The sequence below is a fragment of the Tumebacillus lipolyticus genome (assembly GCF_042682745.1).
Classification (GTDB): Bacteria; Bacillota; Bacilli; order Tumebacillales; family Tumebacillaceae; genus Tumebacillus_A; species Tumebacillus_A lipolyticus.
The window spans coordinates 269,186-292,740 of record NZ_JBHUIO010000011.1; the positions used below are offsets into that span (position 1 = coordinate 269,186).

The following is a 23,555-nucleotide window of genomic DNA, read 5'->3' on the forward strand; positions in this document are numbered from 1 at the left end:
CGAAACGAACGCATGACCGATGTGCGCACTGCGGCACATCAGCATACAGATCATAGTTTCTCTACATTCCCTACGCTGGCATTATCCAGATCAGGTTTACGGTCGATGGTAGACTTCCCATCCTCTCAGCCTGGTTCAACCAAGCTCCCGTTCTTATGAAGTTGCTATTTCCACCTTATACCTATTGTGGCTGAAAAGCAAGTCATTTCGCTCGATCGTCAAGCGGCTGGTCGAGCAGGTTTAAAAAATTGACTGCTGCGAGAGGCAGCTCTTTGTTGCGCGGCGTGACCACATACGTATAGGCGGTCGGCAAGCGCAGATCGGGCGTGGGCAGTTCGACCAGATCGCCTTGCGCGAGGTCTTCTTGCACAGCCGACTTGGGCAAAAATGATACGCCCATCCCTTCGATGATCAGCTTGCGGGTCACCGCCACCTGTGAAACTTGCATCGGGCGAATCGGCGCGCGGTTTTCGTGCAGCTGAAACAGCAGTTCATCCCAATAGTCCGGGTGGTTTTTCGTCAGCAAGGGATGATCGAGCAGCAGCTCGCGATAGTCCACCTTCTGCGGGTCGACCGAGCCTGGGGCGATCATCACCACCGGATCTTCGCGCAGGATGCGCGACTCCGTATCGGGATGCGTCGACTCGACCCGCGAGAGCCCGATGTGCGATCGCCCAGCTGCGATGCCTGGCCCGACCGAAGGAGAGAGGGTGGTGTAGATCCGCACTTCCACATTCGGATGCATCAGCGTGTATCGCTTCCACAGCGGTGGCAATACATATTCGGCACAGATCGGTGCCAAGAGCAGATCCAGCCGGTCGTCATAGCCAGCTTTCCAGCGCGCCAGATCGGAAAGCGCTTCATCATGCGCTTCCAGAATGCGATCCGCATGCAGGCGGAATCGCTCCCCCGCTGCGGTCAGGCGCACTTTCCGCCCGCTTCGCTCAAACAGCGGGTAGCCGACCAGACCTTCCAACTGGCGGATGTGCACCGAAACGGTCGGCTGTGCGAGGTACAACCGCTCGGCCGTCCGATGAAAATTGAGCTCTTTTGCCATCACGATAAAGGTGCGAAGAAGTTTGACGTCCATCCTGTCAACCTTTCCATTGATTATATTTCGTAATCGTATAGGACAATTATATCTATTTTCCTTTTTATAAATGTGTCTATACAATGAAACTATAGAGAAAGGGGTTGTACAGAAGATGGAAAACATCGTATCGCTCGGACTCGAAAATGTTGTCGTAGCTCAAACAGACTTGAGCCTGGTCGATGGACAAAACGGCCTGCTCGTCTATCGCAATCATTGGGCCCGTGACCTCGCTCTCCACCACACGTTTGAAGAAGTCGCCCACCTTCTCTGGTACGGTCATCTGCCCGACCAAGCGGAACTGGCTGCACTGCAGGAGAAGCTGTCGGCACAGCGGGAACTGCCCGCCTACGTAAAAACTGCCATCGATGCGATTCCGCACGATGTGGATATGATGAGCGCGCTGCGCACCGGCCTGTCGCTGCTCGGCGGACCGGAGTTTGCCGCTTGGCCGCCCACGCTGGGGCAGGTGATCTCCCTGACCGCGAAAGTGCCGACGCTGGTCGCCTACCGCTATGCGCGCATCGCCGGACATGCTCCGATCGCGCCGCGCACAGACCTCGGCCACACGGCAAACTACCTCTACATGCTCAAAGGGGAAGAACCGCTCGCTGCGCATGTGCGAGCGCTCGACGCCTATCTGATCCTGACGCAAGAGCACGGGTTGAACGCCTCGACGTTCGCAGGTCGCGTGGTCGCCTCCACCCGATCCGACCTGATCTCCTCGATCACCGCAGCGCTCGGTGCGCTCAAAGGACCGCTGCACGGCGGAGCGCCGTCCGAAGTGACCGAGATGATCGAAGCGATCGGCAGCAAGGAGAATGCAGAACCGTGGATGCGCAGCCGCTTGGAAGCGGGCGATCGCCTGATGGGCTTCGGCCACCGCGTGTATCGCACCTATGACCCGCGTGCGAAAGCGCTTTCGATCATCGCCAACGAGCTGGCGGGCGACGATCCGTGGTTCGAGTTGGCCACGCATGTGGAAGCGGTCGGCCTGCGTCTGCTCCAAGAGTTCAAGCCGAACCGTCCGCTGAACACCAACGTCGAATTCTATGCGGCTGCGGTGATGCGCGCCATCGGATTGCCAGACTCCCTGTTCACCCCGTCCTTCGCCGTCTCCCGCACGGTGGGCTGGTGTGCGCACATCCTCGAAGCGGCGGCAGGTCGCATCATCCGTCCGCAGTCGACCTATACCGGTCAGATGCCCGAATAGATCTCGTTACAGCGAACAGCCCCGACACACCACTTTTCTCGTGATGTGTCGGGGCTGTTTTTGTTGAACGATGACAGTTTGACTCGCGCTCCGCTACTTCCCGAACACCACATCCTGTTCCAGATCGACGATCTTGAACGTTTTGCCGATGCCGCCAGACGTGATGCGGACCGATGCGGTGGCGAGGCGAGCGCGCTTTTGAAACAGCGATTGCTGATGATGGAACGACTGGACTTTGCGCCGCGGGATCACTACCGTGGTGCGGGCGATCGTCCGCGAGCGAATCGTGTAAAAACCTTCCCGCATCGCCCATCCGGCCTCTCGATGCTGCAAAAATCCAAGCCCGACCAACAGCGGGATCAGCACCAGCCCGAACAGACCATAGGGGAAGAAAAACCAGGTGAGCACACCGATCGGAACGATCGAGAAGAGCGACGCCCGAAAGGCATATCTTCTTTTCGCACGCTTGGGCAGCGCGGCCAAGTCGGTGCTCATGCGAAACTCGGGCAAAACGTCTTCCAAAAACGCCGGCAGTTCGCTGCGCTTGACCATCGGGAAGATCACGGTGCTCTGGCCTTGGTTTTTCCCATAGCCACCGCTCTCGACATGCACCGTCACAAAACCGAACGGCTGACGCAAGATCCCTTCGACGATGCGAATGCCCTGCAATCGGTTGAGCGGCAACGTCAATTCCCGCTTCTCCAACAGGCCGCGCGAAATCTTGAGCTCATCTCCCTGTCGCGTCAAGGTGAACCGCGCATAGGCGAGGATGGTGGCGACCAGCGAGCCGACGACCGAAAGCGCGGCGATCACAACACCCAGCGCCACATACTTGTAGGCGGCCAGATCGAAAGAAGCGAAGTCAAACCAGTTCACAAAATAGTCGATAAAGTTGACGAGCGGCTCGGTGATCGTCGAGAGCACGGGGGCAAACAGACCGAGCGAGCTAGAGGTGAGCGCCATCAAGATCAGCCGCTTCGGGGTGAGCGTGTAACGCTTTTTCGGCGTCTCCGCCACCGCCTCCGCCTGCTCTTCCAGCGCCGCTTCACCCTGTTGCTTCTCCGCCTTGCCAGCCAGCTTCGCTTCGTTCAGCATCCGCTTCAGCTCTTCTGCCTCCTGCTTCTTGATCCCCGCCAGCGAGATCTCCGGCAGCTTTCCATCGGACGCCGTTTCGACCTGCAACTTGACCAGGCCGACCAGCTGAAAGATGATGCCCGCCGAAATGTCGATCGACTGGATGCGTTCGAGCGGAATATAGCGGCGCTGTTTGTTCAACAGGCCCTTCTGCACGCGCAGCTCTCCACCTTCGATCGAGTACGTAAAGTTGTACCACGCGAGCGCACCGAAAAAGCCTGTCAACAGCAAGACGCCAAACGCGCCGAGAATGGTGAGAAACGGATGCTCCCGAATTAAGGAAAACGAACCGACGACGATCGGAATCAGCGCATTTTTCATAAATTGCAACGCGAACGGGATGATCGCCAGCGGATGAACGCGGCGCGGCTTAGACATCATGGTCGTCCACCACCTTGGCGAACTCGGCGATCTTGTTGCGCAAGTTGTCGGCGACGTCCACCTGCAGCGCAGGGATTTTATGTTTGCCGCCCGCCGTGAAGATCGAAACGACAGCCAGATCGTAGGGGCGCAGCAGCACGCCCTGTGCTGTCTCCACATGCTGAACGCGGGTCATCGGAATCGAACTTCTGCGAACGACGAACACCCCGTGCTGCAGGTAGATCTCCTCCGCCGTGATCTCATAGCGCCACGTGCGATACCGAATGATCGGCACGAAGATCACTTCGAACAGCGTGATGATCAGTGCGAGCGTCAGCAGGAGCAGCAGCCCCCAATCGGGAAGCACGTCAACTCGCTTGCTGAGAAAATAGTATCCGACCGGAAAAAGCCAATAGAATAAGGACGTGAACAAAGCGGTGATCCGCCACACTTTTACCGCGCGATGATCAACCTCATGGATCGGTGGATTTCGCATGCTGTATGTACCTCCTCTAAGATTGTCTACCTTTTATACGGTTTGGTCGACTATAAGTTTCGGTAGCGATCAGATTCTCCCCTGCTTTTAGAAGCGAACAAAAGAGGAGAGCTGACATCCTCTTGATGTCGGCTCTCCTCGCTCCTGCCATTCGCTACAGTTTAAACTTGCCGATCAGCTCGCGCAGCTCCTGCGCGAGTTTGGTCAAGGACTCGGCAGACATCGAGATCTCTTCGACAGATGCCAACTGCTCCTCCGACGCGGCCGCGACGTTCTGCGCGTTGCCCGACGACGATTGGGCGATTCGGCTCATATCATCAACCGTATGCGACACCTGCTCGGTGCTCGCCGACATCTCCTCCGATGCGGCGGTGACCTCCTGAATCTGGTCGGCCACCTGCTTCGCGCTGAGCAGGATGCGCTCGAACGCCTCGCCCGCCACGTTGACCACCTCGGTGCCCACCTGCACCTCGCGGGTCACCTCGTTCATCGATCCGGCCGCTTTGGCCGTCTCCGTTTGAATCGTCTGGATCAGGTCGGAGATCCTCCCAGCCGAAACGCCCGACTGCTCGGCCAGCTTGCGCACCTCATCGGCGACCACCGCAAACCCTTTGCCCTGTTCACCTGCGCGCGCCGCCTCGATCGCCGCGTTCAGCGCCAGCAGGTTGGTCTGCTGAGCGATCCCGGTGATCACCTCAACGATCTCCCCGATCTCCTGAGAGCGCTTTTCCAACAGCTGAATGCCGCTCGCCGTCTCGTGGACAGACGTGTGGATCATCCCCATCTGACGCTTCGCCGTCAGGATCGATTCGTTGCCTTGCTCCGCCTCTTTGGCAGACTGCCAGGACGCCTCGCTGACCACCGTCGAAGTCTCGGCGATGCGCATGATGCCTTCCGACAGCGCTTCCATCGCGTCGGCGCTGTCCACCGCGCTCTGCAGCTGCTGCTCCGCTCCGATCGAAACATCTTGGATCGTCTTGGTGATCTGCTCCGTCGCGACAGCCGCTTGGTCGGTGCTGGCAGCCAACTGCTCCGAGGCGGCCGCCACATGCTCAGCCGTCACGTTCACCTGATTGATCAGCTCATGCAGGTTGTCGACCATCTTGTTGACCGAGCGGTTCAACTGTCCGATCTCATCGGCGCGGGTCAGCTCGATCTTCTCGACGCGCAGATCGCCTGACGCCACCTTGTTCGCCGTCTGCGTCAAGCGAACGAGCGGCCTTGCGTTCGCTTCGGCCACCAGCCAGGAGGCGATGATCGCGACGAGCAGTCCCACCACGCCAAAGATCGCCACCTCGAAGCGGAAGTCGTTCACGATCTGCTCAAACATCGAATCGGGCACCCCGACATACCAGATGCCGATCACTTTGCCATCTGCGCTCTTGATCGGCTGATAGGCGGTCTGGTTTCTCACACCGACCACTTCCGCCTCCCCGATGTACATCGTCCCCTGCTTCAACACAGCATCCGCAACGACATCCGATACTTTTGTGCCGATCGCGCGCGTTCCGTCCTCTTTCAGCACGTTGGTGGTCACCCGAGTATCGCCGAGGAACAGGGTGACCGTATCACCGCCGGTCAGCTTGCCGATCTCGTCGACGATCTGTTCATTCCCATTGATCAGCTGTTCGCCTTTGTACAGCTGATCTCCGCGCACCGACCAATCGCCCGGATATTTGTGTTCGATGATCTGCTGTCCGAGCAGCAGATCAGACTTCAGCTTGCCCTGTGCCGACTCGCGGATTTTGCCCTCCATCGTCTGAGCAGAAAAAATCCCCATCGCCGCAGTTCCTACCACAATAACCAGAGAAAATAGCAAGACGACCTTCGTTTTAATTTTCATCCAATTACCTCTTTTATGGAAAATATCATATCTCTAGTATCGCACGATCTGAAGTTTCTGTCACCGTTACCAGAAAAGTGTTAAAAAACTTTCGCAATCTGTGAAATTGACTTACAGATCAGTATTTTATGCGAAAAAGGCCGCATTCCCGGAGGAATGCGACCCTTCTGTTCCGTACCGCCTACAGCTTAAACTTGCCGACCAGCTCGCGCAGCTCCTGCGCGAGTTTGGTCAAGGACTCAGCAGACATCGAGATCTCTTCGACAGATGCCAACTGCTCCTCCGACGCGGCCGCGACGTTCTGCGCGTTGCCCGACGACGATTGGGCGATTCGGCTCATATCCTCGACCGAGTGCGATACCTGTTCGGTGCTCGCCGACATCTCCTCCGACGCGGCGGTGACCTCCTGAATCTGGTCGGCCACCTGCTTCGCGCTGAGCAGGATGCGCTCGAACGCCTCGCCCGCCACGTTGACCACCTCGGTGCCCACCTGCACCTCGCGGGTCACCTCGTTCATCGATCCGGCCGCTTTCGTCGTCTCCTTTTGAATCGTCTGGATCAGGTCGGAGATCCGCCCTGCCGAAACGCCCGACTGCTCGGCCAGCTTGCGCACCTCATCGGCTACCACCGCAAACCCTTTGCCCTGTTCACCTGCGCGCGCCGCCTCGATCGCCGCGTTCAGCGCCAGCAGGTTGGTCTGCTGGGCGATCCCGGTGATCACCTCGACAATCTCCCCGATCTCCTGGGAGCGCTTTTCCAACAGCTGAATGCCGCTCGCCGTCTCGTGGACAGACGTGTGGATCATCCCCATCTGACGCTTCGCCGTCAGGATCGATTCGTTGCCCTGCTCCGCCTCTTTGGCAGACTGCCAGGACGCCTCGCTGACCACCGTCGAAGTCTCGGCGATGCGCATGATGCCGACCGACAGCGCTTCCATCGCGTCGGCGCTGTCCACCGCGCTCTGCACTTGGCGCTCCGCTCCGATCGCCACATCTTGGATCGTCTTGGTGATCTGCTCTGTCGCGACAGCCGCTTGGTCGGTGCTGGCAGCCAGCTGCTCCGAGGTGGCCGCCACATGCTCAGCCGTCACGTTCACCTGATTGATCAGCTCATGCAGGTTGTCGACCATCTTGTTGACCGAACCGATCAGCTGTCCGATCTCATCCTCGCGCGCAACCGCAAACTTCTCGATGCGCAAGTCGCCGGCCGCCACCTTGTTGGCCACCTTGTTCAGCTTGACCAGCGGACGCGAGAACCTTTCTGCCATAAACCAGGCGGCGATGATCCCGACCAGCAGTCCGATCGCCCCGAAGACGATCAAACCGAAGCGGAAATCGTTCACCAGCTGTGCAAACATCGACTCGGGAACCCCGACCGACCAGATGCCGACCACCTTGCCCGAAGCATCGCGGATCGGCTCATAGGCGGTCCGATTGACAATGCCGATCACTTCTGCCTCTCCGTAATAGACTTCGCCGCGCTTCAACACCGACTCGGCGACAACGTCAGCAACTTTTGTGCCGGTCGCGCGCGAGCCATCCTCATTTTTGATCGTCGTCGCCGTGCGCGCATCTCCGAGGAACATCGTGACCGTATCGCCGCCCATCAACTTCTGAAACTCGTCGACCAGTCGATCGTTCCCACTCATCAACTGCTCGCCCTTGTACAGCTTATCCCCGCGCACATTCCATGCCCCTGGGTATTTGTTCTCAATAATCTGATAAGAGAGCTTGACATCAGACTGCAACTTTTCCTGGGAAGAGTCCAAGATGCTCGTCTTCATCGTCTGGGCGGAGAAGATCCCCATCGCCGACGTTCCAACCAAGATAACAAGAGTAATCATCAACAATAGCTTCGTTTTAAGTTTCATTTGATTACCTCTCACTTTGAAAATATTTAGCACTTAATTTTGGAGAATGTTTCCTTCCAGTATGCCACTCCCGACAGTTTCTGTCATCCATTCCTGATAAATGTTACTAATTCTGTCGCAAACTATAAAAAATGACCCCCAAAAAAGTTTTGGAGGTCTCGTAACTTAGATAACTATGATTTTGACTTTTCCTTAAATCGAGGCAAAATTCGGTTGATCGACACTTTGCGGATGCGCTCCCACGTCGCCTCATCCTCCGCATCGAACTGTTCAAGAAAATCGATCACCTCTTTGGTGATCTGCGTGGGCGTCGAAGCGCCTGAGGTGACAGCAACCTTGTTCACGCCCTGCAACCACTCCAGCCGAATCTCGGAGACGTCAGCCACGCGATACGCTTTGGTCCCAGCGATCTCCACCGACACTTGAGCGAGGCGGTTGGAGTTGTTCGACGCCGGATCGCCGACGACGATCGTCAAGTCTGCCGCTCCCGCCTGCTCTGCGACCGCCTCTTGGCGGATCTGTGTGGCGAGGCAGATCTCGTTGTGGATCTCAACATGCGGAAACTTGCGCAGCACGACGTTCATCAGGTGCTTCGTGTCCCACTGGCTCATCGTCGTCTGGTTGGTCACGAGCACCTTGTTCGTCTTGAACGCCAAACTTTCGACATCCGCCTCTTTTTCGACGAGGTGCACCGCATCGGGCGCCACGCCGAGCGCGCCTTCCGGTTCGGGATGCCCCTTCTTGCCGATGTAGATCACCTCATAGCCTTCGCGCGTCTTCTCGCGGATCAGGTCGTGCGTTTTCGTCACATCAGGACAGGTCGCATCGACGGTGGTCAGCCCCTTTTCCTGTGCGCGCTTGCGCACCTCTGGGGAGACGCCATGAGCGGTGAAGATGACGGTGCCGCTGTCGATCTTCTCCAGCTGATCCAAGCGGTTGTCACCGTCGATCGTGATGATGCCCTGCTCGGTAAACGCATCGACCACATGCTGGTTGTGAACGATCTTGCCGAGTATATAGATCGGACGTGGCAGATCGAGGTCTTTGGCCGCCTGCTGTGCCAACACCATCGCATCGACCACTCCATAACAATAGCCGCGGGGCGAAATTTTCATAACTTCCATCTGCGATTCCTCCTAAGCTTGCGAGGTTGTAAAGCAATCTCAGTATAGCATATTGACAAGGGAGCGTCGTGGCAGGATAATGAAAAAATTAGTAACTTGGTGAATAGTGACCGCGGGCGTCTTGTCGCTCGCGGTCTTTTCGATCTTAGAACTGCTGCAAACCGTTCGGTTTCGAGGAGAGGAGGAAGTCGATGTCACGAGATCTCAAGCGGTTTCGGGAGCTGCTCACCAACCGCAATTTTACGATCTATCTCTCAAGCTTCTACACGAGCTCGTTTGCCAATTTTGTGCAGATGTTTGCCATCTGGTCGCAAGTGCTGGTGCTGTCCGATCACGACCCGGTCGCGCTGGGCATCTCGACGATGCTTGAGATCTTGCCCGGCATCCTGATCTCACCTTGGGCAGGGCTTTTGGCAGACCGCATCTCGAAAAAGACGCTGCTGGTGCTCAGCAACCTGTTTCGCGCCGTCACGCTGCTGCTGATGTTTTTCTCCACCGAGCTGTGGCAGCTCTATCTGCTCGCCGCGCTGCACTCCACGTTTGTCGCCTTTGGCGAACCGCCACACCGCGCGCTCCTTCCGCTGTTGGTACAGCCGGGACAGTATGTGTCGATGAACTCGCTGCTTGCGACGCTGAACAACTTTTGGCAGATCTTCCGCCCGGCGCTCGGCGGTTACGTGGTGTTCTCCTTCGGCCATCAGGTCGCGTTCCTGATCGGCACCGCGCTCTACATGCTCACCCCGCTGTTGCTCCTGCTGGTGAAGGTGGTCGATCAAGCGGCCCTGCGCACCAAAGAGGAGCGCGAGCGATCGTCGATCTGGCAGGAGGTGCGCGAAGGGTTCGCCTACATCCGCACCGAGCCGATCCTGATCTACCTGTTCGCGTTCATGATGCTCTTCACGCTGTGCATGGGCACGCAGGGAACGCTGACGATCCTCTTTGTCGGCGAGCACCTCGTGCCGCAGGACCAAGCGAGCGGCGCGGTCGGGCTCCTCTTCTCGGCGCTTGGGATCGGCGGCTTGGTCGGAGCGTTTCTCACCACGCTGCTGGTCAAGCGCATCCCGATGCTCTGGCTGCTGTTCGCTTCTCTCGCCTTCGACGGCGGTGTCGTGGTCATCTTCGCCCTCTGTGATACGATGACGGTGGCGATCACCTGTTTCGCCTTCTTCGGCATCATCGGTTCGGTCAATCAGATCGTGCAGGACACGATCATTCAGACGATCGTGCCCGACCATCTGCGCGGCCGAGTCTATGGCGCATTCGGCCCGATCACCGGACCGCTTTCGCTCCTGTCGGTCGGTGCCGGAACATCGCTTGCCGCCGCGATCGGCACCCGCGCCGTCTTTTTGATCTGCGGCGTGATGGAGATCGGTGCGGTCGGCATCTGCCGCTTGCTCCCCTCCTACCGATCGGTCAGCCGCTCGATGGCGGAGAAGATCCCTCGTTCCACCTTTCAAAGCTAACAGCCGGGAGCGCACTCCCGGCTGTTCTCATGATCGCTCCTCGAATGCTCGCCGACCGTTTGCTGGCGATGCGCCGCGCCTTCGATCAGCGCGGCCTCCCATCTCCGTGGAAAACGCCGCCCGCCCGCTCAGCAGCCTCGCGCTCTCTTCGCTTTCTCCGCTCGGCAAGCTCTTCCGTCGCTCGCTTGCGCTCCTCGATCTCTCGCTGTCCGCGCTCATGTTCGCGCTGAAGTCGGTCGAGCTCCGCCCGATCTCGTTCCACCTGCCGCTCCACTTCATCCAACAGGCGCTTAAGCCGCTCTCTTTCCTCGCTCGTCTCCGGCTCTCGCTCCAACTGCTTGGCCAACTTCTCTCTCGTCCGCTTCGCCTCTTCGATCTCCCTCGAAGTGGTCTGCAGGCGATCGGCGCTGGCGATCTGCTCTTGTTGAATCTCCTGCACGCGCTGTTCGAGCTGGTGCTCCCTGTTTTGATAGAGGAAGCGCTCAACATCTGTTCGCAACAGGCTCTCCCCCGCCTTCAGATCGGCATAGCGCGCATAGACGCCGTCGCTCACCGCGATCGCCACCGTATCCTGCAGGCCGCGCTCGGTCAGGTCGCCGGCGATCTCCTCCAGCTTCGGGTTGGCGCTCAGCAGATCGGTCACCTGCTCGGCCAGATGATCGGCCACTCCCGTCCGATACTCGGGCGTATCCACCGCCTCCAGCAGTTCCTCAATGCTCTTGGAGAGCGAATCGGGCAGTTCCCGCGCCTCCTTGTTGACCGCATCGCGCACATAGCGCTCGGTGCGCTCGCGCAGATAGTCCCACGGAATGCGGTCGGCGATCTGCCCGATCTGCTCGACCTGCGTGCGCAGCGGCTCCAACAGCGGCGCCTCCTTGCTGAGCAGATCGACCGCGCCGCTCGTCGTCGAGCCGTACAGGCTGGGCACCCGCGCGTTCGGATCGGCCACCTCCAGCCCGCCAGCTCCCGTATAGTTTTCCGCGCGGCTGCGCTCGATGCCATCGCGAATCGCTTTTTCCGCCGCTTCTAGCGAGTCGATGCTCGCCAGCTCGTACGCATCGAGCGTCACCGCCGTGTTGTTCTTGAACAGGCGCACCGTGCGCATCGCTTCGCCAAAATAGTCGAGCGCCGACATGACCACCGTGTCCAGATGGAGCTTCCAATCGAGCTTCCTGACCGACTCGTAGAACGTCTCGCGGAAATTTTCGTCGAGCAGCAGCGCCTCTTCTGGGCGCAGTCGATCAAAGCCAGCCTGATCAAAATGATCGACCAACAGCGCGCCGACGCGCCACATCGGGTTGAACAGGTTGGGAGCAAACTTCATGTTCAGCCGCTCGACGATGCCCAAAACGTTCTCCCCCATGTGGATCGAGATCCCAAACACCGCATGCGGCAGCTCTTTAAAGGAGGAGATGGTCCAATCGACCAGCCCGTCAAACGGATGGACGGGCGTGGTCTGCATCGTCACCTTTTGCGTGCGGAATCCCGGCCGATCGATGACGAGATGAAAGTCTGCCGCCACCAGCGATGCGCCGAGCGTCTGATAGCCTGCCATCCGGCCCTTCTGCCGATACCGCTCGACCGCATGCTCGACGATCTCCGGAAACAGCTCGCGAAACACATCTTTCGCCGTGCCATCAAAATTGCGGGTGATGCGATAGGCGGACGGGTAGTGGCTGTTTTTGAGCGGGAAGGTGCGCAAGGGAAACGGAGAGGTCATCACATGCATCAGCCGATGGTCGGACAGCTTATCGTATGCGTTCTTCATCGAGTGTGCGTTGATGATGATGCCAAGATGTCCACCATCCTCGGGGAAGATCGAGTCGGTCAACGCGATCTGCGCCAGCTCGTTGGGCAGCGCCCGATGCTCTTTCCCAAAGTCTTTCGGAAACTCTCCGCCCACACCCTCTTGCAAAAGTTGCACCGCCGACTGTGCGGTCGTGCGCAAATATTCGCCCAACCGTTCCCCATACTGGGCGGGCTGTTCTCTGGCCAGCGTGCGCAGCGCGGTCGGCAGATCGCGCGGATGCACATCCCGCCCGAACAGCGTCTTCGAAAAACCATCCCAGAGCGGTCTGGGGAACGCGATGTGGCGCACGCCGCGCGTGGGAATCGAAACGATCCCATCTTGAACGAGCGGGTTGCGAATCCTCAGCAGCGGCAAACTGTTCAATCGTGGAAACAATCCCATCCGAGTAGCCTCCTCATTCGATTAATCAAACGGGTAGTACGAGATAAAAAACTCAAGCTCGATGTCGGTCACCTGGCTGATGTCTCTGCCCGCGTTGTTTTCCTCTGCGACTTCGATCTGCCAAAATGTGAACGGGCCGACCAGCGCGTAGGAGACAGCCCGCGTCTGATCGGAACCTCCCCCGCCGAGCTGCACGCTCACGCCCATCTGTCCGTCCGTCTTGACGCGGCGATCGGAGATCTGGTACACGAAGTCCGCATTGCGCGGCTTGTGTTTAAACCGATACAGATCGCCCTGCAGATCGGTGATCTCCTCTTCGCCCGTATGCGTGATCTTCACGTGCAGCAGATCATCTTCCGTCTTCGCGCCATGAATCCACGCTCGCACTTTCTCGACGCGAACATTCGCCCGCCCGGCGAACGGGTTCTCCCGTTTCAACGTTTCTTTAAGCGCCGTTTCGATCTGAATCACCGCTCGCCCGCTCCGGCGAAACCTGCTCAGCTGCCAGGCGGACAGTTTGACCAGAATGCCGCGATCGACCTTTGGATCGTAGTGTGGGACACTCGGGTCTGGATAGCGGCTCGGGTTGTTGGCAAACCGCTCCACCGCCTCTGTGAAGCGCTTCAGCAGTTCGCTGTGGGCAGCGCGCAGCACGGCCGCGTTGATATCGGGAGGTGTTGACCACTCGATCAGCGTTTGCAGCGGGCTTTGATCGGTCACCGCCCAAAAGCGAAAGGCGTTTGCGGTGAGCGACAGCATCTCCAACACTTGATTGCGCGCCGCATAGTACAGATGGGACAGAAAGGCGGTCAAGTTGAGCGACGTTCCTTTCAGGTTCGCCAGCGCTTGCCTGTTCAGATCGGCGATCGACAGTTTCGCCTGCTCGACCTGATCGCGATTTTGAAAGAGCAAGGACACGATCGCATTGTAGGTCAAGATCTCGTTGTTGCGCGCGACGATCGTCTGCACATAATCGTCGACGATCGCTTTAAACTCCTCACCCGCACGCTCAGGCAACTGCGAACTGATCGAATCTAACAGCCGATCCAGATCTCTTGCTGATGCGATCAGCTTGTTCGCCCCCGGATCGTCCGGTGCGAGCATCCCGTCGAGCTGCACTTTATACCCTTCGACCAGCGAGCCAAAGCTGTCTTTGATCGCGCGAATGCTCTTGATCAGATATCTCGTCTCGACCTTCTCCTCCTTGAGGTTGCTGTACTGGGAGTACAGCACAAGCGCCCCTTCCCCCAGATAGATCAGCGGCGCTTCTGGCGCGAAGGCGATCATCGAAAGCGCGGAGAAAATTTCGCGGATGGCGAAATTTTCTAAGTTGATCCGATCTTCGATCTGCCGCTCCAGCCTGTCGATCGCCTCGAGCAACGCCTCTTTTTTATCGGGCAAGGCGATCTCATATCGCTGGATGACACCGGCCGAAGCGGAGATCAGCTTTCGCAAATCCTCGACGTTCGCACCTGCCTGCGCGATGATCGACTCGCCATAGCTCCGCGCATGGTCAAGATAATCTCGAAGCTGGACAGCCTGATCCAAGCGATCATAATATTGCTGATAGACTGCTTCCAACTTTTCAAAATCATCGATCATCCGATTCAATATGCCTTCATACAGCGTGTAAGAGGCGAGCGGCGCATACTGCCTGTCATAGCCAAAAGCATCCTGCCCCAAGTTGAGCCGAGTCAAATAGTGTGAGGCTTGCTGATGAATGCAAGCGAGTTGGGCGACGCTGTTGTACGCGCCAAAAGCGGATTCGACCTCCTGATAATGTTTGAACAGCAGATGGTCAGGTTGCAGGTTGACGAACGGAGCGGTTCGCTCCTGCAAGCGTTTGAACAGCGTCCACACATCCTGTACGCTCTCCGTCACACGCGGGTTCAACGTCAAGTACATCAACTTCGCCTTCTCCAGCAGCATCGCACACTGGTGGGGATGAACGAACAGAAACTGCTCCCACTTCCAGCCGACCAGCAGCTCTGGAGAACCTTCGAGCACAAGCGCATGCTCTCCATCCATCCCGGAGATGCCGTTTGTGCCTGGGCGAACGCGTCCAGAGCCATGCGTTCCGTACGCTCCGCCGAGCGTATAGAGGTTGTGCCGCGCTTCCAGCTGCCAAGCGTCCGCAAGGTCGAGCAACAAACTTCCCGCTGTGCGCAGAGATTCGCCGAATTCAGCCTGATCGACGATCATGGCTGCTGCTTCGAGTTTCGCCTTTACGCTTTTGACCGCTTCCGCCTGCGGAAACTGGCTGAGCAGCGCGCGCAAATCTGCCTTTTGCACGACAAGATCTTGCTTGTGATAGATCGTGACGAGCTCTTCGGTCAGGCGGTTGTACGGATGAACGACCAGCGCGACCACCTGCCCGCCATCGCCGCCATTCCCTCCATCCCCGGCGGAGGTAAACATCTCTTCATGCTCTTTGTCGGAAGGAATCGAGCTTCCTTCCTGCCCATCGCCCCCCTTGCCACCTGTCGCATCGACCGCCAGAAATGGCCGTTCGGTCGAGACTGTCTCCGCGTACAAAAACAGATCGCCGCCCGCCTCACCATCACCGCCTCGCGCCCCTTTGACAGTTGGATCGAGGTTCGGCCCATCCGATTCGCTGCCATCCGCTCCCGCCGTGCTGATCAACCCCAGCGGCTTCCCCGCGTCAATCCGGTGCGCCGCAAGGATGCCTGTCCGCAGGCTGAACGTCCCGTAGAGCGACACTTGCTCCGCATAGATCGCAAGCGAGCTGTAAGCTGACTGATCTGCTCCGATCTCCGAACCTTTGCCGAGCTTCAACACATCTTCGGTCGATAAGAGGATCAATTTGCCCTCGATGTCCACCGAGAGCAAGCTCTCCCTTTTTTGTGACAACAGCACTTGCGCAGCGCCCTCACCCATTGGACACCTCGACGATGTGACCGACCAGGATCAGATCGCGCGGAACGTGAATGCCCGCTTGATGATCGAACGCAATCACCTTTTTGCCTGGCATCAACAGGTTGGTCGCTCGAAAATAGTTGATCGCCTCCAGATCGAAGGAGATCTCCGGCAAGTTGGAGTACACCTGTTTTTGCACAAAGCGAACCGCTTTCGAATCTCCACCAAAGCTCCCCGATGGAAACCCCTCGACACTCACCTTGTAATCTTCATTCTCCGTGCGAAAGCTGAGCGTGATCTCCTCATCGTTCAGGGTGACGATCTCGCGCAAAAGATACGTCTTATCCAGCGCGACCTTGACCTTCGCCTTTCCGTCCGAATAATGTCCACCATGACCGCCGATCGTAAATCTCGTCCATTTGACCTCCGTCCGCTGTTCCATCTCGACCTGAAGCGAGTCGGTGCTGAAGGCGAATCGAAATGGCTTGCCTCCTAAGTCCAATTTCAGAGCATCTACGGTGATGTCTTCAGCGAAGTCGAATACATTGCCCCATTTTGCGTTGACCGTTTTGTCAAAATGAGCGGTCGTAACCGCCCCCGTCTCGACAGATATGTCTTCGGCGATCGAGCGGAAACCGATCTTTGACAGCGCCTGTTGCAAGTAGACGCGCGCGACAAATTCATGGGAGAGGATCAGGCTGGCTGTGTAGCCTTTGGGAATCGGTTGGAGCGTACCGTCTCCCAGATCAAAACTCGAATTCGCCTTCCCCCCTTCGCCTCCGCTGTTCTCCGTTGCGATGAACAAGCTCAAAATGCCAGGCCCGCTCTGCTCAGCTTGGCTCGTCGAAAATACAAACTTTTTCGGTACGATTGTAAAGCGATTTTCGCCTACAGAATCGTTGTTCAGTGACGTGAGCGACCACTCAAGCTCATCGACATATTGATTAAAATAAGAATTGATCTCACGGACGATCACAGCCAGATCGCTTTTGTCTTCCTTCTTGGGCTCCGGGTCGATCTTAAACGAAGTGCCGAGCTCGCTTTTGAAATGCAGAAATACGTTTGCCTGCTGCCCATCCTCACGAAATTGAACCACTTGACCGCTCTTCTTCATCCCTTCCGCATCGTCTCCGACGATCGCTGCAAGCGATACGATCGCCAGCAAGCGGTACTGATTTTCAGGAAGGTCGTATTCGGTCAACAGCTTACCATCCTCTTTGCGCACCATGTTGCGCCCCTTCACCAGCGGGAGCTTTAGTTGACACAGGCCGTTCTGACTGAGAAACTCGATCGTTGGAGCTGCAAAGGAGAGTTCGTACGTGCTGATATAGGTTTCACGTGTGAAGCGATCCACCTCTTCGTTGGAAAATGTAAACTGACTGATCAATTTGCTTTTCCCATAGTGGTCAGCCAACACTTCGTTCAGCTTGTCCACATGGTAGGAACAGATGATGTCCCATTTGTTGGTGGTGCCATCTTTTGCTTCCGCCATCGCCTTTAGCAGCACCTCATAATCTGGAAGAGAATCTTCGACGTTCATCATGTCTGGCTGACTCATCGACATAAAATCCCTCCAACACCACTTGTAGTGTAATTTATTATATTTCACAATTCTGTATAATGAAATATAATTTTAACCTCAATATCAATATTTTTAGAAAAAGTATACCCAACGCAATCAAAGTCACTTTCACTTCGCTTTTCGTACGCTCGTTGGACTCCACCCACCCTGAGCATCACCTTCCCGCTCAACAAAAAAGAGACGGCAACCGCGCCGTCCCTACAATTTCTCCTGCAATAGCTTCAATAGACCTTGTGGATACAAGAGCTGCTCGCCGTTGGCAAACTTTTCGAGCGGCATCCAGACCGCCTCGTTGAGCTGATCTCCAAAGCGACAGGGCGCGGTTGAGCGCGCGTCATCGCTTCACCGCAAGCGTCACCCACTCATCCCCTTGCCTGCGCTCGACTGTCGAGTACCCAGCAGTAGCAAAATGGCTGACCACCTGCTCCTCCATCCACTCGACAATGCCGGAGAGCAGCAGCATGCCATCCTCCTTGACGATTCTCGACAGCAGCTGCTCAAGCTCGATCGCCTCTTTGCCGCCGATGTTGACCGCCACCAGGTCATAATGGCGCTCCACCTCGGCAAACTGGGCAAAAACATCCCCGATGCAAACTTCGATGCCCCCCAGTTCGTTCAACTCCATGTGGTAGTCGAGGCTGCTCGCAGTCGAAGGGTTGAGATCGACGGCGACCACTTCTGCCGCTCCCTTTTTCCTCGCCAACAGGCTCAAGATGCCTGAGCCTGCCCCGAGATCTGCCACTCGATCTCCCGCTCGCACCAGCTTGTCGATCAATTCCAGACAGTGGCGCGTCGTCGGGTGCATCCCTGTTCCGAACGCTGCTGCCGGCTCGATCAGGATCGTCAGCTCTCCAGACTCGCGCACCTCATCCCACGGAGGGCGAACCATCAGCCCAGGGCGCACCTCCAAGGCGGTAAACTGGTAGACCGGGTCTTCTGTCACCGCTTGCGGCACGCTCACTTCGACCGAATGGACCAACTCGCCAAGCGAGCTTCGCATCTGTTCGCCAAGCATCGCCAGCCCTTCTGGCGAAAGCTCTTCTGCTCGCTCCTCATACGCGCGCAAGACGGTCTGCTCCGTCTCCAGCTCCTGATAGCCATAGCCATCCTCGGTCACAAACGTTTCAAACGGCGCATCCTGCCAGACATATTCGATCCCGCGCATCTGCAGCGCCGCGATCGCTTCTTCCGCTCGCACCGTATCGACAGTCAAACGGTATTCGATATAGCGAGCTTCCTCTTCCATTTTCATCCTGACTTGCTCCTTTCGCTTCGCATCCTAGCGGCCGTCGCTTGCTCCTGCCCCCCGCTCTTGATAAAATCGACCCATCTACCACTAAAGGAGGGGTTACACCTTGAATCGAGACCAAGTGCCACCAGTTGGAACTCCCGTGCCCTATGAAGTGGTCACGCGCGCCAAAGATCTTCCCCAAGCGGTCATCGACTGCGCCGATCGCGCGATGTTCACCCCTGGCCTGCAAGTGCTGTCTGAAGGGGATGCCACCTATGCGATCCTCACGGCGAGCGAGCGCCCGACCGGCGGATTCACCCTGGAGCCGGTCTCTGCGATCGCAGGCGAAAGCGGCGTGGAGCTCACCGTCAAGCTGGTGCGTCCGAAGCCGGGCATGATGCTCCTCGACGCGATCACCTACCCGCAGTTGATCTTGCGCTTTTCGAACGTTTCGCTGCCTGTCGTGCTGCTCAATCAGGAGGAGCTGACCCGCTGATTCCGCTCCGGTTGCGAGCAGCTCTGATCGCCTGATCGGAGCTGCTCGCTTTCTGTTCCAACTGAGCGCCTGGCGGTCGATCAGCCTTCGATCCGGTACAGCAGCTCTTCCAGCGTCATCCGCTCTTGCGTCCCCGTCGCCAGCTCCTTGACCAACAGCTTTCCAGCTGCCAATTCCTCATCTCCTGCGATCAGCGCATAGGTCGCTTGCAAGCGGTCGGCACGCTTCAGCGCGCTCTTGAGCCCCTTGCCGGCAAAATCCCGCTCGACCACCAGCCCTGCCTGCCGCAATTCCTGCAACAGCGGAAGCACTGCGATCTCCGCCCGATCTCCGAGCGGTATCAGGTACAGATCCACGCGGTCTTCGCCGCCCAGCGCAGGTGCGCCCTGCTCTTCCAGCAACAGCAGCGCTCGCTCCAAGCCGATGCCGAAGCCCACAGCGGGCAGCTCGATCTCCCCTAACTCCGCATAGAGGCTGTTGTACCTTCCGCCTGCCGCAACGGTTGAGCGGGAAGCGGTCATCACTTCGAACACCGTCCGCGTGTAGTAGTCGATGCCACGCACCAGCCGCGCATCGATCTCGCAGGGAAGCCCGAGCGCTTCCAGCCCCTGCACGACGCCGGCAAAGTGCGTTTGGCACTCTTCGCACAGGCAGTCTTGGATCGACGGAGCGCCGAGCAGGGCAGCCTGGCAACAGGAGTTTTTGCAATCGAGAATCCGCAGCGGGTTTTTCTTCGCCCGGCGGTTGCAGTCTTCGCACATTCCCGTCAGGCGAAGCTCCAGATAGTCGAGCAGCGCTTCCCGATACTGGCTGCGGCAGGAGGCACAGCCCACGCTGTTCAGCGCGACCGTCAGCTCTTTCGCCCCGATCGCCCCGTAAAAGCTCATGATCAGCGCGATCATCTCCACCTCCGCGGCAGGCGACAGGCTGCCCACCATCTCCACGCCAAACTGGTGATGCTGTCGCAGCCTTCCCACCCCAGGACGTTCATAGCGAAACATCGGGGCGATGTATGACAGCTTCAGCGGCAGCATTTCCGCATAGAGCTTGTTTTCTAAAACGGCCCGCGCCACCGGAGCGGTTCCTTCCGGACGCAGTGTCAGACTGCGCCCGCCCTTATCGAGAAATGTGTACATCTCCTTTTCCACGATGTCAGTACCATCCCCAACACCGCGCAAAAACAGTTCGGTGTGCTCAAACATCGGAGTGCGAATTTCTTGGACATGGAAATGAGCGCACACCTCTCTTGCGATCTGTTCGAGCTTTTGCCAATCACGAGCTTGGCGTGGCAATAGATCTGCGGTGCCACGCGGACGATTGATTCGTTCCATCTCCTTTACGCCTCCTCCAAAGAATGTTGAGCAAATAAAAAAACTCCCCTCCCACAACGGGACGAGAGATTGCTCGCGGTACCACCCATCTTGCTATGCACGCATCCGATCGGAAGCGCACATAACCACTCATCAGGGGTCAAAACGACTAACCCCCCTTCCGCTGATAACGGTGGAAGTCTCCGGTGACGTCTACTGCGCAGTCGAAAACAGCGGTTCGGGCCACAGCTCAAGGGGGTGTTTCCACGATCACTGCCGACCGGTTCGCACCCTCCACCGGCTCTCTGCACGACATGATGACCTGTACTTTTCCCTTTCAAAGCTCTTGCATCAAGATGGAATTTGTCTTTTATTGTAGGCAGACTGTCATCCTTTGTCAACCGACTTGCCTTCCGTTTTGTGCCTGATACAATAGAGTCAGAACAAGACCTGTACATATTGGAGGAACGAATGATGAACAAGCGCAAATTGTTGCCCTCCCTGCTTGGCGTCGCACTGCTTGCGACCGCGCTGGTCGGTTGCGGTCAATCGACCGAAGATACACCGAAAAAAGAAGGGTCGGCACCAACAGAGACGCAACCGAAACAGTATGCTACCAAGCCGGAGATGAAGATCGACAAGGCAAAAGATTACACCGCCACGATCAAGACGAACAAAGGCGACATCAAGGTAAAGCTCTTCGACGATGAAGCTCCGATCACCGTCAACAACTTCGTGTTTCTCGCCCGTGAGCATTTTTATGATGGCGTGAAATTTCACCGCGTGATCCAAGATTTCATGATTCAGTCGGGCGATCCGACCGGAACGGGCGCAGGTGGCCCTGGCTACCGCTTCGAAGATGAACTCCCGCCCGTCAAGCCGTACAAAAAAGGCATCCTCGCGATGGCGAACGCCGGCAAAAACACGAACGGCAGCCAGTTCTTCATCGGCAGCGGCCCTCGGGCGGATGGCCTGAACAACTTGCCGAACTACACCGTTTTCGGCGAGGTCATCGAAGGAATCGAGACGGTGGACAAGATCGCAGCCGTTCCGGTCGGGCCGGGGCCAAGTGGAGAGGAAAGCAAGCCCAAGGAAGAGGTTAAGATCGAAACGGTGACGATCGAAGAAAAATAGCAGATGAGATCGCTGGCTCTCCCCGATGTGGAGAGCCATTTCTCATTCGACAGATTTTCATCTTTCGGTCGATTTCCCGGGAAATTGTCGAAGGAACCGCTCATTTGCTGACACATCTCCACACGATCGCCCCATAGGATAGAACAACTTGCGATGTGAAAGGAGATTGGACATGGGCCGAGAGCGCCACAAGCGCAGACGCCACCGCGAGCAAGATCCACTTCCGGCAGTCCCATCCGACTTTATCGTACCACCACCCCCTCCGCCTGGGTTTGGTATCATTCAGCCTCAGTTTCAGCGTGAAACGCCGCTGATCACCGGTCAGGTCTATTTTGATGATCCCTTTTACTCGCTGTTGCCGCCACCGCCCTTCGGTTCATCCGACCCCTGTTATCCCGCTTGGTTGTCGATGAAAAAAAAGGAGGAAGCGCGCTTTGAGGCCTGCGAGATCGGCAAGGAGACGGCCGAGTGTCAGCTCGCGCGGCGAGCCTATTTTGATGCGGCTCGCGAATATAGCACGGTGCTCGACCGCGTGTACGGCTTGAGCCGCTTCCAGACGAAACAGACAACTTCTCCCCCTCAAGGTGCTGGCAAACAAAAAAATCGTACCTGCTAAGCTCAGGTACGATTTTTTCTTCTCCTCTGGCGCCCTTCCACCTGAAACCCGCCTTGCGCGCCTCCCGATAAAGGCTCTTCCTCTGCGGTCTCGATCGGCAAACCCTCTTTTTTTAGCTCTGGCTCGATCTGCGAATGAATCTGATCTTCCAACATCTGTTCCGCCTGAGTGGGCGTGACCTCTTCCGTGATCGTTTCCGACCGGGCTTTGACGGCGCCGCTGGTGCCAATCTGCAAAACAGATGAGCTCGACATCGCATTGATTTGAATCGTTCCAATCTTGATCGTTTGATTGACACGCATTGAATCGCCTCCCGTTAAAAGACTGAGGCCACGTTTTCGTCCAGCACATCGTTGTCGTTAGTGTTCGTTGAAGAGACAACATTATACGTTTGAGGGAAATCTCCCGTATTGAACGATCCAGAACCGGCATAAGTTTTGGCTGTCGTCTTCGGAGAGATCAGACCTACATCCCCGATGCTCAAGACTCCGCCGGAAGAGATGTTGACCACTTTCAAGGTTCCGAGAATCGCAGGCACGACACCACCGCCTTCTGCCAGAACTCTTTCTCTAGGCAGTCTATGCAGGCCAGATGTGGTGGGTGAGTGCCTATTCTAACTGCCCGACATCCATCTTGATCAATGCTTTGATCAATACAAAGTGAGGCGTTCATCTGCTCACCACAGCTTCGGCGGCTACATACTGTATCACTATACCTGTATCGCGAAAAGGAGGAAATGCCATGCCGTCTATCGTCGGCGGACCGATCAAGATCGTCAGCATCTCAGGCGGTACCGTCCTCTTTGGCGATTCCGGATTTATCGCACCGAAAAGCCCCTCCAAGTCGTATACCGGCTCGGGGAGCGGCAACACGGGCGACTTCTCGGTATCGATCAACGGAATCAGCAACACGGCAACTGTCGATGCTGATGTGCTCGATAACAACACCAACTCCGGCATCTGACGACCATGTTGAAACGAAATCGAGCAAAACAGACGATCGTGCAGAATATGCTCGTCATCGCGATCGGCCCCTCCGGCGTCGTCCAGATCGGCGATGTCTGGGAGGGGGTCGATCCGTTTTCATACGGGGAAGCCTATTCTGGTTATCGCGGCGCTCCTGGCTTTGCGATCGTTGGCAAGTTTGAGGAGCCGATCAACACGCAGTTGCATTATGCGAACCAAGTGGATGAAGACGTTCGGGATCAGGATGTGGTCGGCAAGGATGTCGAAGTCTTTCTCCCCAACACCAGAGGAGTGGAAGCGAGATGAAAAAAATCAAGCTGAGAGTTGTCAACAACGGAGATCTGCAGGTAGCCAATTTCAAGATCAATTCGGTCACCTCATCGGCTGTCGTTCTGCTGGGAGACACCGAGCTGATCACACCGCGCTCCGTCTTCATCTCTCGCGGCGTGCGCCCCGTCGCCGCCATCGTACCGTCTGTGACCGGTCCGGTCGGTCGCATCTAAACACGCGCAAAGACCCTCTTGCACAATTTGCAAGAGGGTCTCTTGATTCTTTCAGGC

21 protein-coding genes, 1 riboswitch and 1 other annotated feature are annotated in these 23,555 nt (G+C 57.2%); of the genes, 8 read left to right on the plus strand and 13 right to left on the minus strand.

The features are described from left to right. Positions 1-49: 49 nt before the first annotated feature. Positions 50-161: riboswitch (TPP riboswitch) on the minus strand. A gap of 41 nt (positions 162-202) precedes the next feature. Continuing rightward, entirely contained in the window at positions 203-1,090 is an 888-nt protein-coding gene (locus tag ACFSOY_RS17580) for a LysR family transcriptional regulator (RefSeq protein ID WP_386048873.1), read from the minus strand. Positions 1,091-1,205: 115 nt separating this feature from the next. Here ACFSOY_RS17580 and ACFSOY_RS17585 point away from each other — a divergent pair, with 115 nt between their 5' ends. Then, positions 1,206-2,303 (plus strand): citrate/2-methylcitrate synthase, encoded by a 1,098-nt coding sequence (locus tag ACFSOY_RS17585; RefSeq protein ID WP_386048875.1) that lies wholly within the window; start codon positions 1,206-1,208, stop codon positions 2,301-2,303. A 93-nt stretch (positions 2,304-2,396) separates the two neighbouring features. On the opposite strand, the gene ACFSOY_RS17590 is transcribed toward ACFSOY_RS17585, so the two are convergent. The 5 genes from ACFSOY_RS17590 to ACFSOY_RS17610 all read right to left on the minus strand — a co-directional run bounded on the left by ACFSOY_RS17590 (position 2,397) and on the right by ACFSOY_RS17610 (position 9,130). Beyond that, complete coding sequence (locus ACFSOY_RS17590; protein ID WP_386048877.1) at positions 2,397-3,818, minus strand: PH domain-containing protein; 1,422 nt, start codon at positions 3,816-3,818, stop codon at positions 2,397-2,399. Then, the gene (locus ACFSOY_RS17595; protein WP_386048879.1) at positions 3,808-4,293 is read right to left on the minus strand and encodes a PH domain-containing protein; all 486 of its coding nucleotides are present in this window, start codon (positions 4,291-4,293) and stop codon (positions 3,808-3,810) included. Before ACFSOY_RS17595 ends, ACFSOY_RS17590 begins: the two co-directional genes overlap by 11 nt. A 154-nt stretch (positions 4,294-4,447) precedes the next feature. Continuing rightward, complete coding sequence (locus ACFSOY_RS17600; protein ID WP_386048881.1) at positions 4,448-6,136, minus strand: methyl-accepting chemotaxis protein; 1,689 nt, start codon at positions 6,134-6,136, stop codon at positions 4,448-4,450. 181 nt (positions 6,137-6,317) lie between these two features. Further along, positions 6,318-7,979, minus strand: coding sequence for a methyl-accepting chemotaxis protein (locus ACFSOY_RS17605; RefSeq protein WP_386048883.1), 1,662 nt, complete (start codon positions 7,977-7,979; stop codon positions 6,318-6,320). 200 nt (positions 7,980-8,179) lie between these two features. Beyond that, positions 8,180-9,130 (minus strand): 4-hydroxy-3-methylbut-2-enyl diphosphate reductase, encoded by a 951-nt coding sequence (locus ACFSOY_RS17610; protein ID WP_386048884.1) that lies wholly within the window; start codon positions 9,128-9,130, stop codon positions 8,180-8,182. A 191-nt stretch (positions 9,131-9,321) separates the two neighbouring features. On the opposite strand from ACFSOY_RS17610, the gene ACFSOY_RS17615 reads away from it, so the two are divergent. Further along, positions 9,322-10,593, plus strand: coding sequence for an MFS transporter (locus ACFSOY_RS17615; RefSeq protein WP_386048886.1), 1,272 nt, complete (start codon positions 9,322-9,324; stop codon positions 10,591-10,593). 85 nt (positions 10,594-10,678) lie between these two features. Here the strand turns inward: ACFSOY_RS17615 and ACFSOY_RS17620 are convergent, their stop codons facing one another. From ACFSOY_RS17620 to ACFSOY_RS17635, 4 genes are all read right to left on the minus strand, one after another. Beyond that, positions 10,679-12,784 carry a hypothetical protein gene (locus ACFSOY_RS17620; RefSeq protein ID WP_386048888.1) on the minus strand — a complete coding sequence of 702 codons (2,106 nt, stop codon included), beginning with the start codon at positions 12,782-12,784 and terminating at the stop codon, positions 10,679-10,681. Between the two features lie 21 nt (positions 12,785-12,805). Continuing rightward, the gene (locus ACFSOY_RS17625; RefSeq protein ID WP_386048889.1) at positions 12,806-15,682 is read right to left on the minus strand and encodes a hypothetical protein; all 2,877 of its coding nucleotides are present in this window, start codon (positions 15,680-15,682) and stop codon (positions 12,806-12,808) included. Then, a complete protein-coding gene (locus ACFSOY_RS17630; RefSeq protein WP_386048891.1) occupies positions 15,675-17,225 on the minus strand; it encodes a hypothetical protein in 1,551 nt (516 codons plus the stop codon). Before ACFSOY_RS17630 ends, ACFSOY_RS17625 begins: the two co-directional genes overlap by 8 nt. 352 nt (positions 17,226-17,577) lie before the next feature. Next, positions 17,578-18,495: a 50S ribosomal protein L11 methyltransferase gene (locus ACFSOY_RS17635; RefSeq protein ID WP_386048892.1), complete on the minus strand. Its 918-nt coding sequence runs from the start codon at positions 18,493-18,495 to the stop codon at positions 17,578-17,580. Positions 18,496-18,598: 103 nt separating this feature from the next. Here ACFSOY_RS17635 and ACFSOY_RS17640 point away from each other — a divergent pair, with 103 nt between their 5' ends. Beyond that, on the plus strand, positions 18,599-18,970 hold the full coding sequence (locus ACFSOY_RS17640; protein ID WP_386048894.1) for a protease complex subunit PrcB family protein: 372 nt from the start codon (positions 18,599-18,601) through the stop codon (positions 18,968-18,970). Between the two features lie 80 nt (positions 18,971-19,050). Here the strand turns inward: ACFSOY_RS17640 and hisS are convergent, their stop codons facing one another. After that, positions 19,051-20,301: a histidine--tRNA ligase gene (hisS, locus tag ACFSOY_RS17645; RefSeq protein WP_386048896.1), complete on the minus strand. Its 1,251-nt coding sequence runs from the start codon at positions 20,299-20,301 to the stop codon at positions 19,051-19,053. A 54-nt stretch (positions 20,302-20,355) separates the two neighbouring features. Beyond that, positions 20,356-20,630, minus strand: a binding site (T-box leader). A gap of 121 nt (positions 20,631-20,751) precedes the next feature. Here hisS and ACFSOY_RS17650 point away from each other — a divergent pair. Together ACFSOY_RS17650 and ACFSOY_RS17655 are read left to right on the plus strand one after the other, a co-directional pair. Continuing rightward, a complete protein-coding gene (locus ACFSOY_RS17650; protein ID WP_386048898.1) occupies positions 20,752-21,414 on the plus strand; it encodes a peptidylprolyl isomerase in 663 nt (220 codons plus the stop codon). Positions 21,415-21,586: 172 nt separating this feature from the next. Continuing rightward, complete coding sequence (locus ACFSOY_RS17655) at positions 21,587-22,030, plus strand: hypothetical protein (protein WP_386048899.1); 444 nt, start codon at positions 21,587-21,589, stop codon at positions 22,028-22,030. A gap of 2 nt (positions 22,031-22,032) precedes the next feature. Here ACFSOY_RS17655 and ACFSOY_RS17660 read toward each other — a convergent pair whose 3' ends face one another. Continuing rightward, on the minus strand, positions 22,033-22,332 hold the full coding sequence (locus ACFSOY_RS17660; protein ID WP_386048901.1) for a spore germination protein GerPB: 300 nt from the start codon (positions 22,330-22,332) through the stop codon (positions 22,033-22,035). 14 nt (positions 22,333-22,346) lie between these two features. Then, the gene (locus ACFSOY_RS17665; protein ID WP_386048902.1) at positions 22,347-22,568 is read right to left on the minus strand and encodes a spore germination protein; all 222 of its coding nucleotides are present in this window, start codon (positions 22,566-22,568) and stop codon (positions 22,347-22,349) included. A 203-nt stretch (positions 22,569-22,771) separates the two neighbouring features. Here ACFSOY_RS17665 and ACFSOY_RS17670 point away from each other — a divergent pair, with 203 nt between their 5' ends. From ACFSOY_RS17670 to ACFSOY_RS17680, 3 genes are read left to right on the plus strand one after another with little or no spacing between them, the layout of a single operon-like run. Then, positions 22,772-22,993 carry a spore germination protein gene (locus tag ACFSOY_RS17670; RefSeq protein WP_386048904.1) on the plus strand — a complete coding sequence of 74 codons (222 nt, stop codon included), beginning with the start codon at positions 22,772-22,774 and terminating at the stop codon, positions 22,991-22,993. A gap of 5 nt (positions 22,994-22,998) precedes the next feature. Beyond that, on the plus strand, positions 22,999-23,301 hold the full coding sequence (locus ACFSOY_RS17675) for a hypothetical protein (protein ID WP_386048906.1): 303 nt from the start codon (positions 22,999-23,001) through the stop codon (positions 23,299-23,301). Further along, positions 23,298-23,498: a hypothetical protein gene (locus ACFSOY_RS17680; protein WP_386048907.1), complete on the plus strand. Its 201-nt coding sequence runs from the start codon at positions 23,298-23,300 to the stop codon at positions 23,496-23,498. Before ACFSOY_RS17675 ends, ACFSOY_RS17680 begins: the two co-directional genes overlap by 4 nt. Positions 23,499-23,555: the final 57 nt, after the last annotated feature.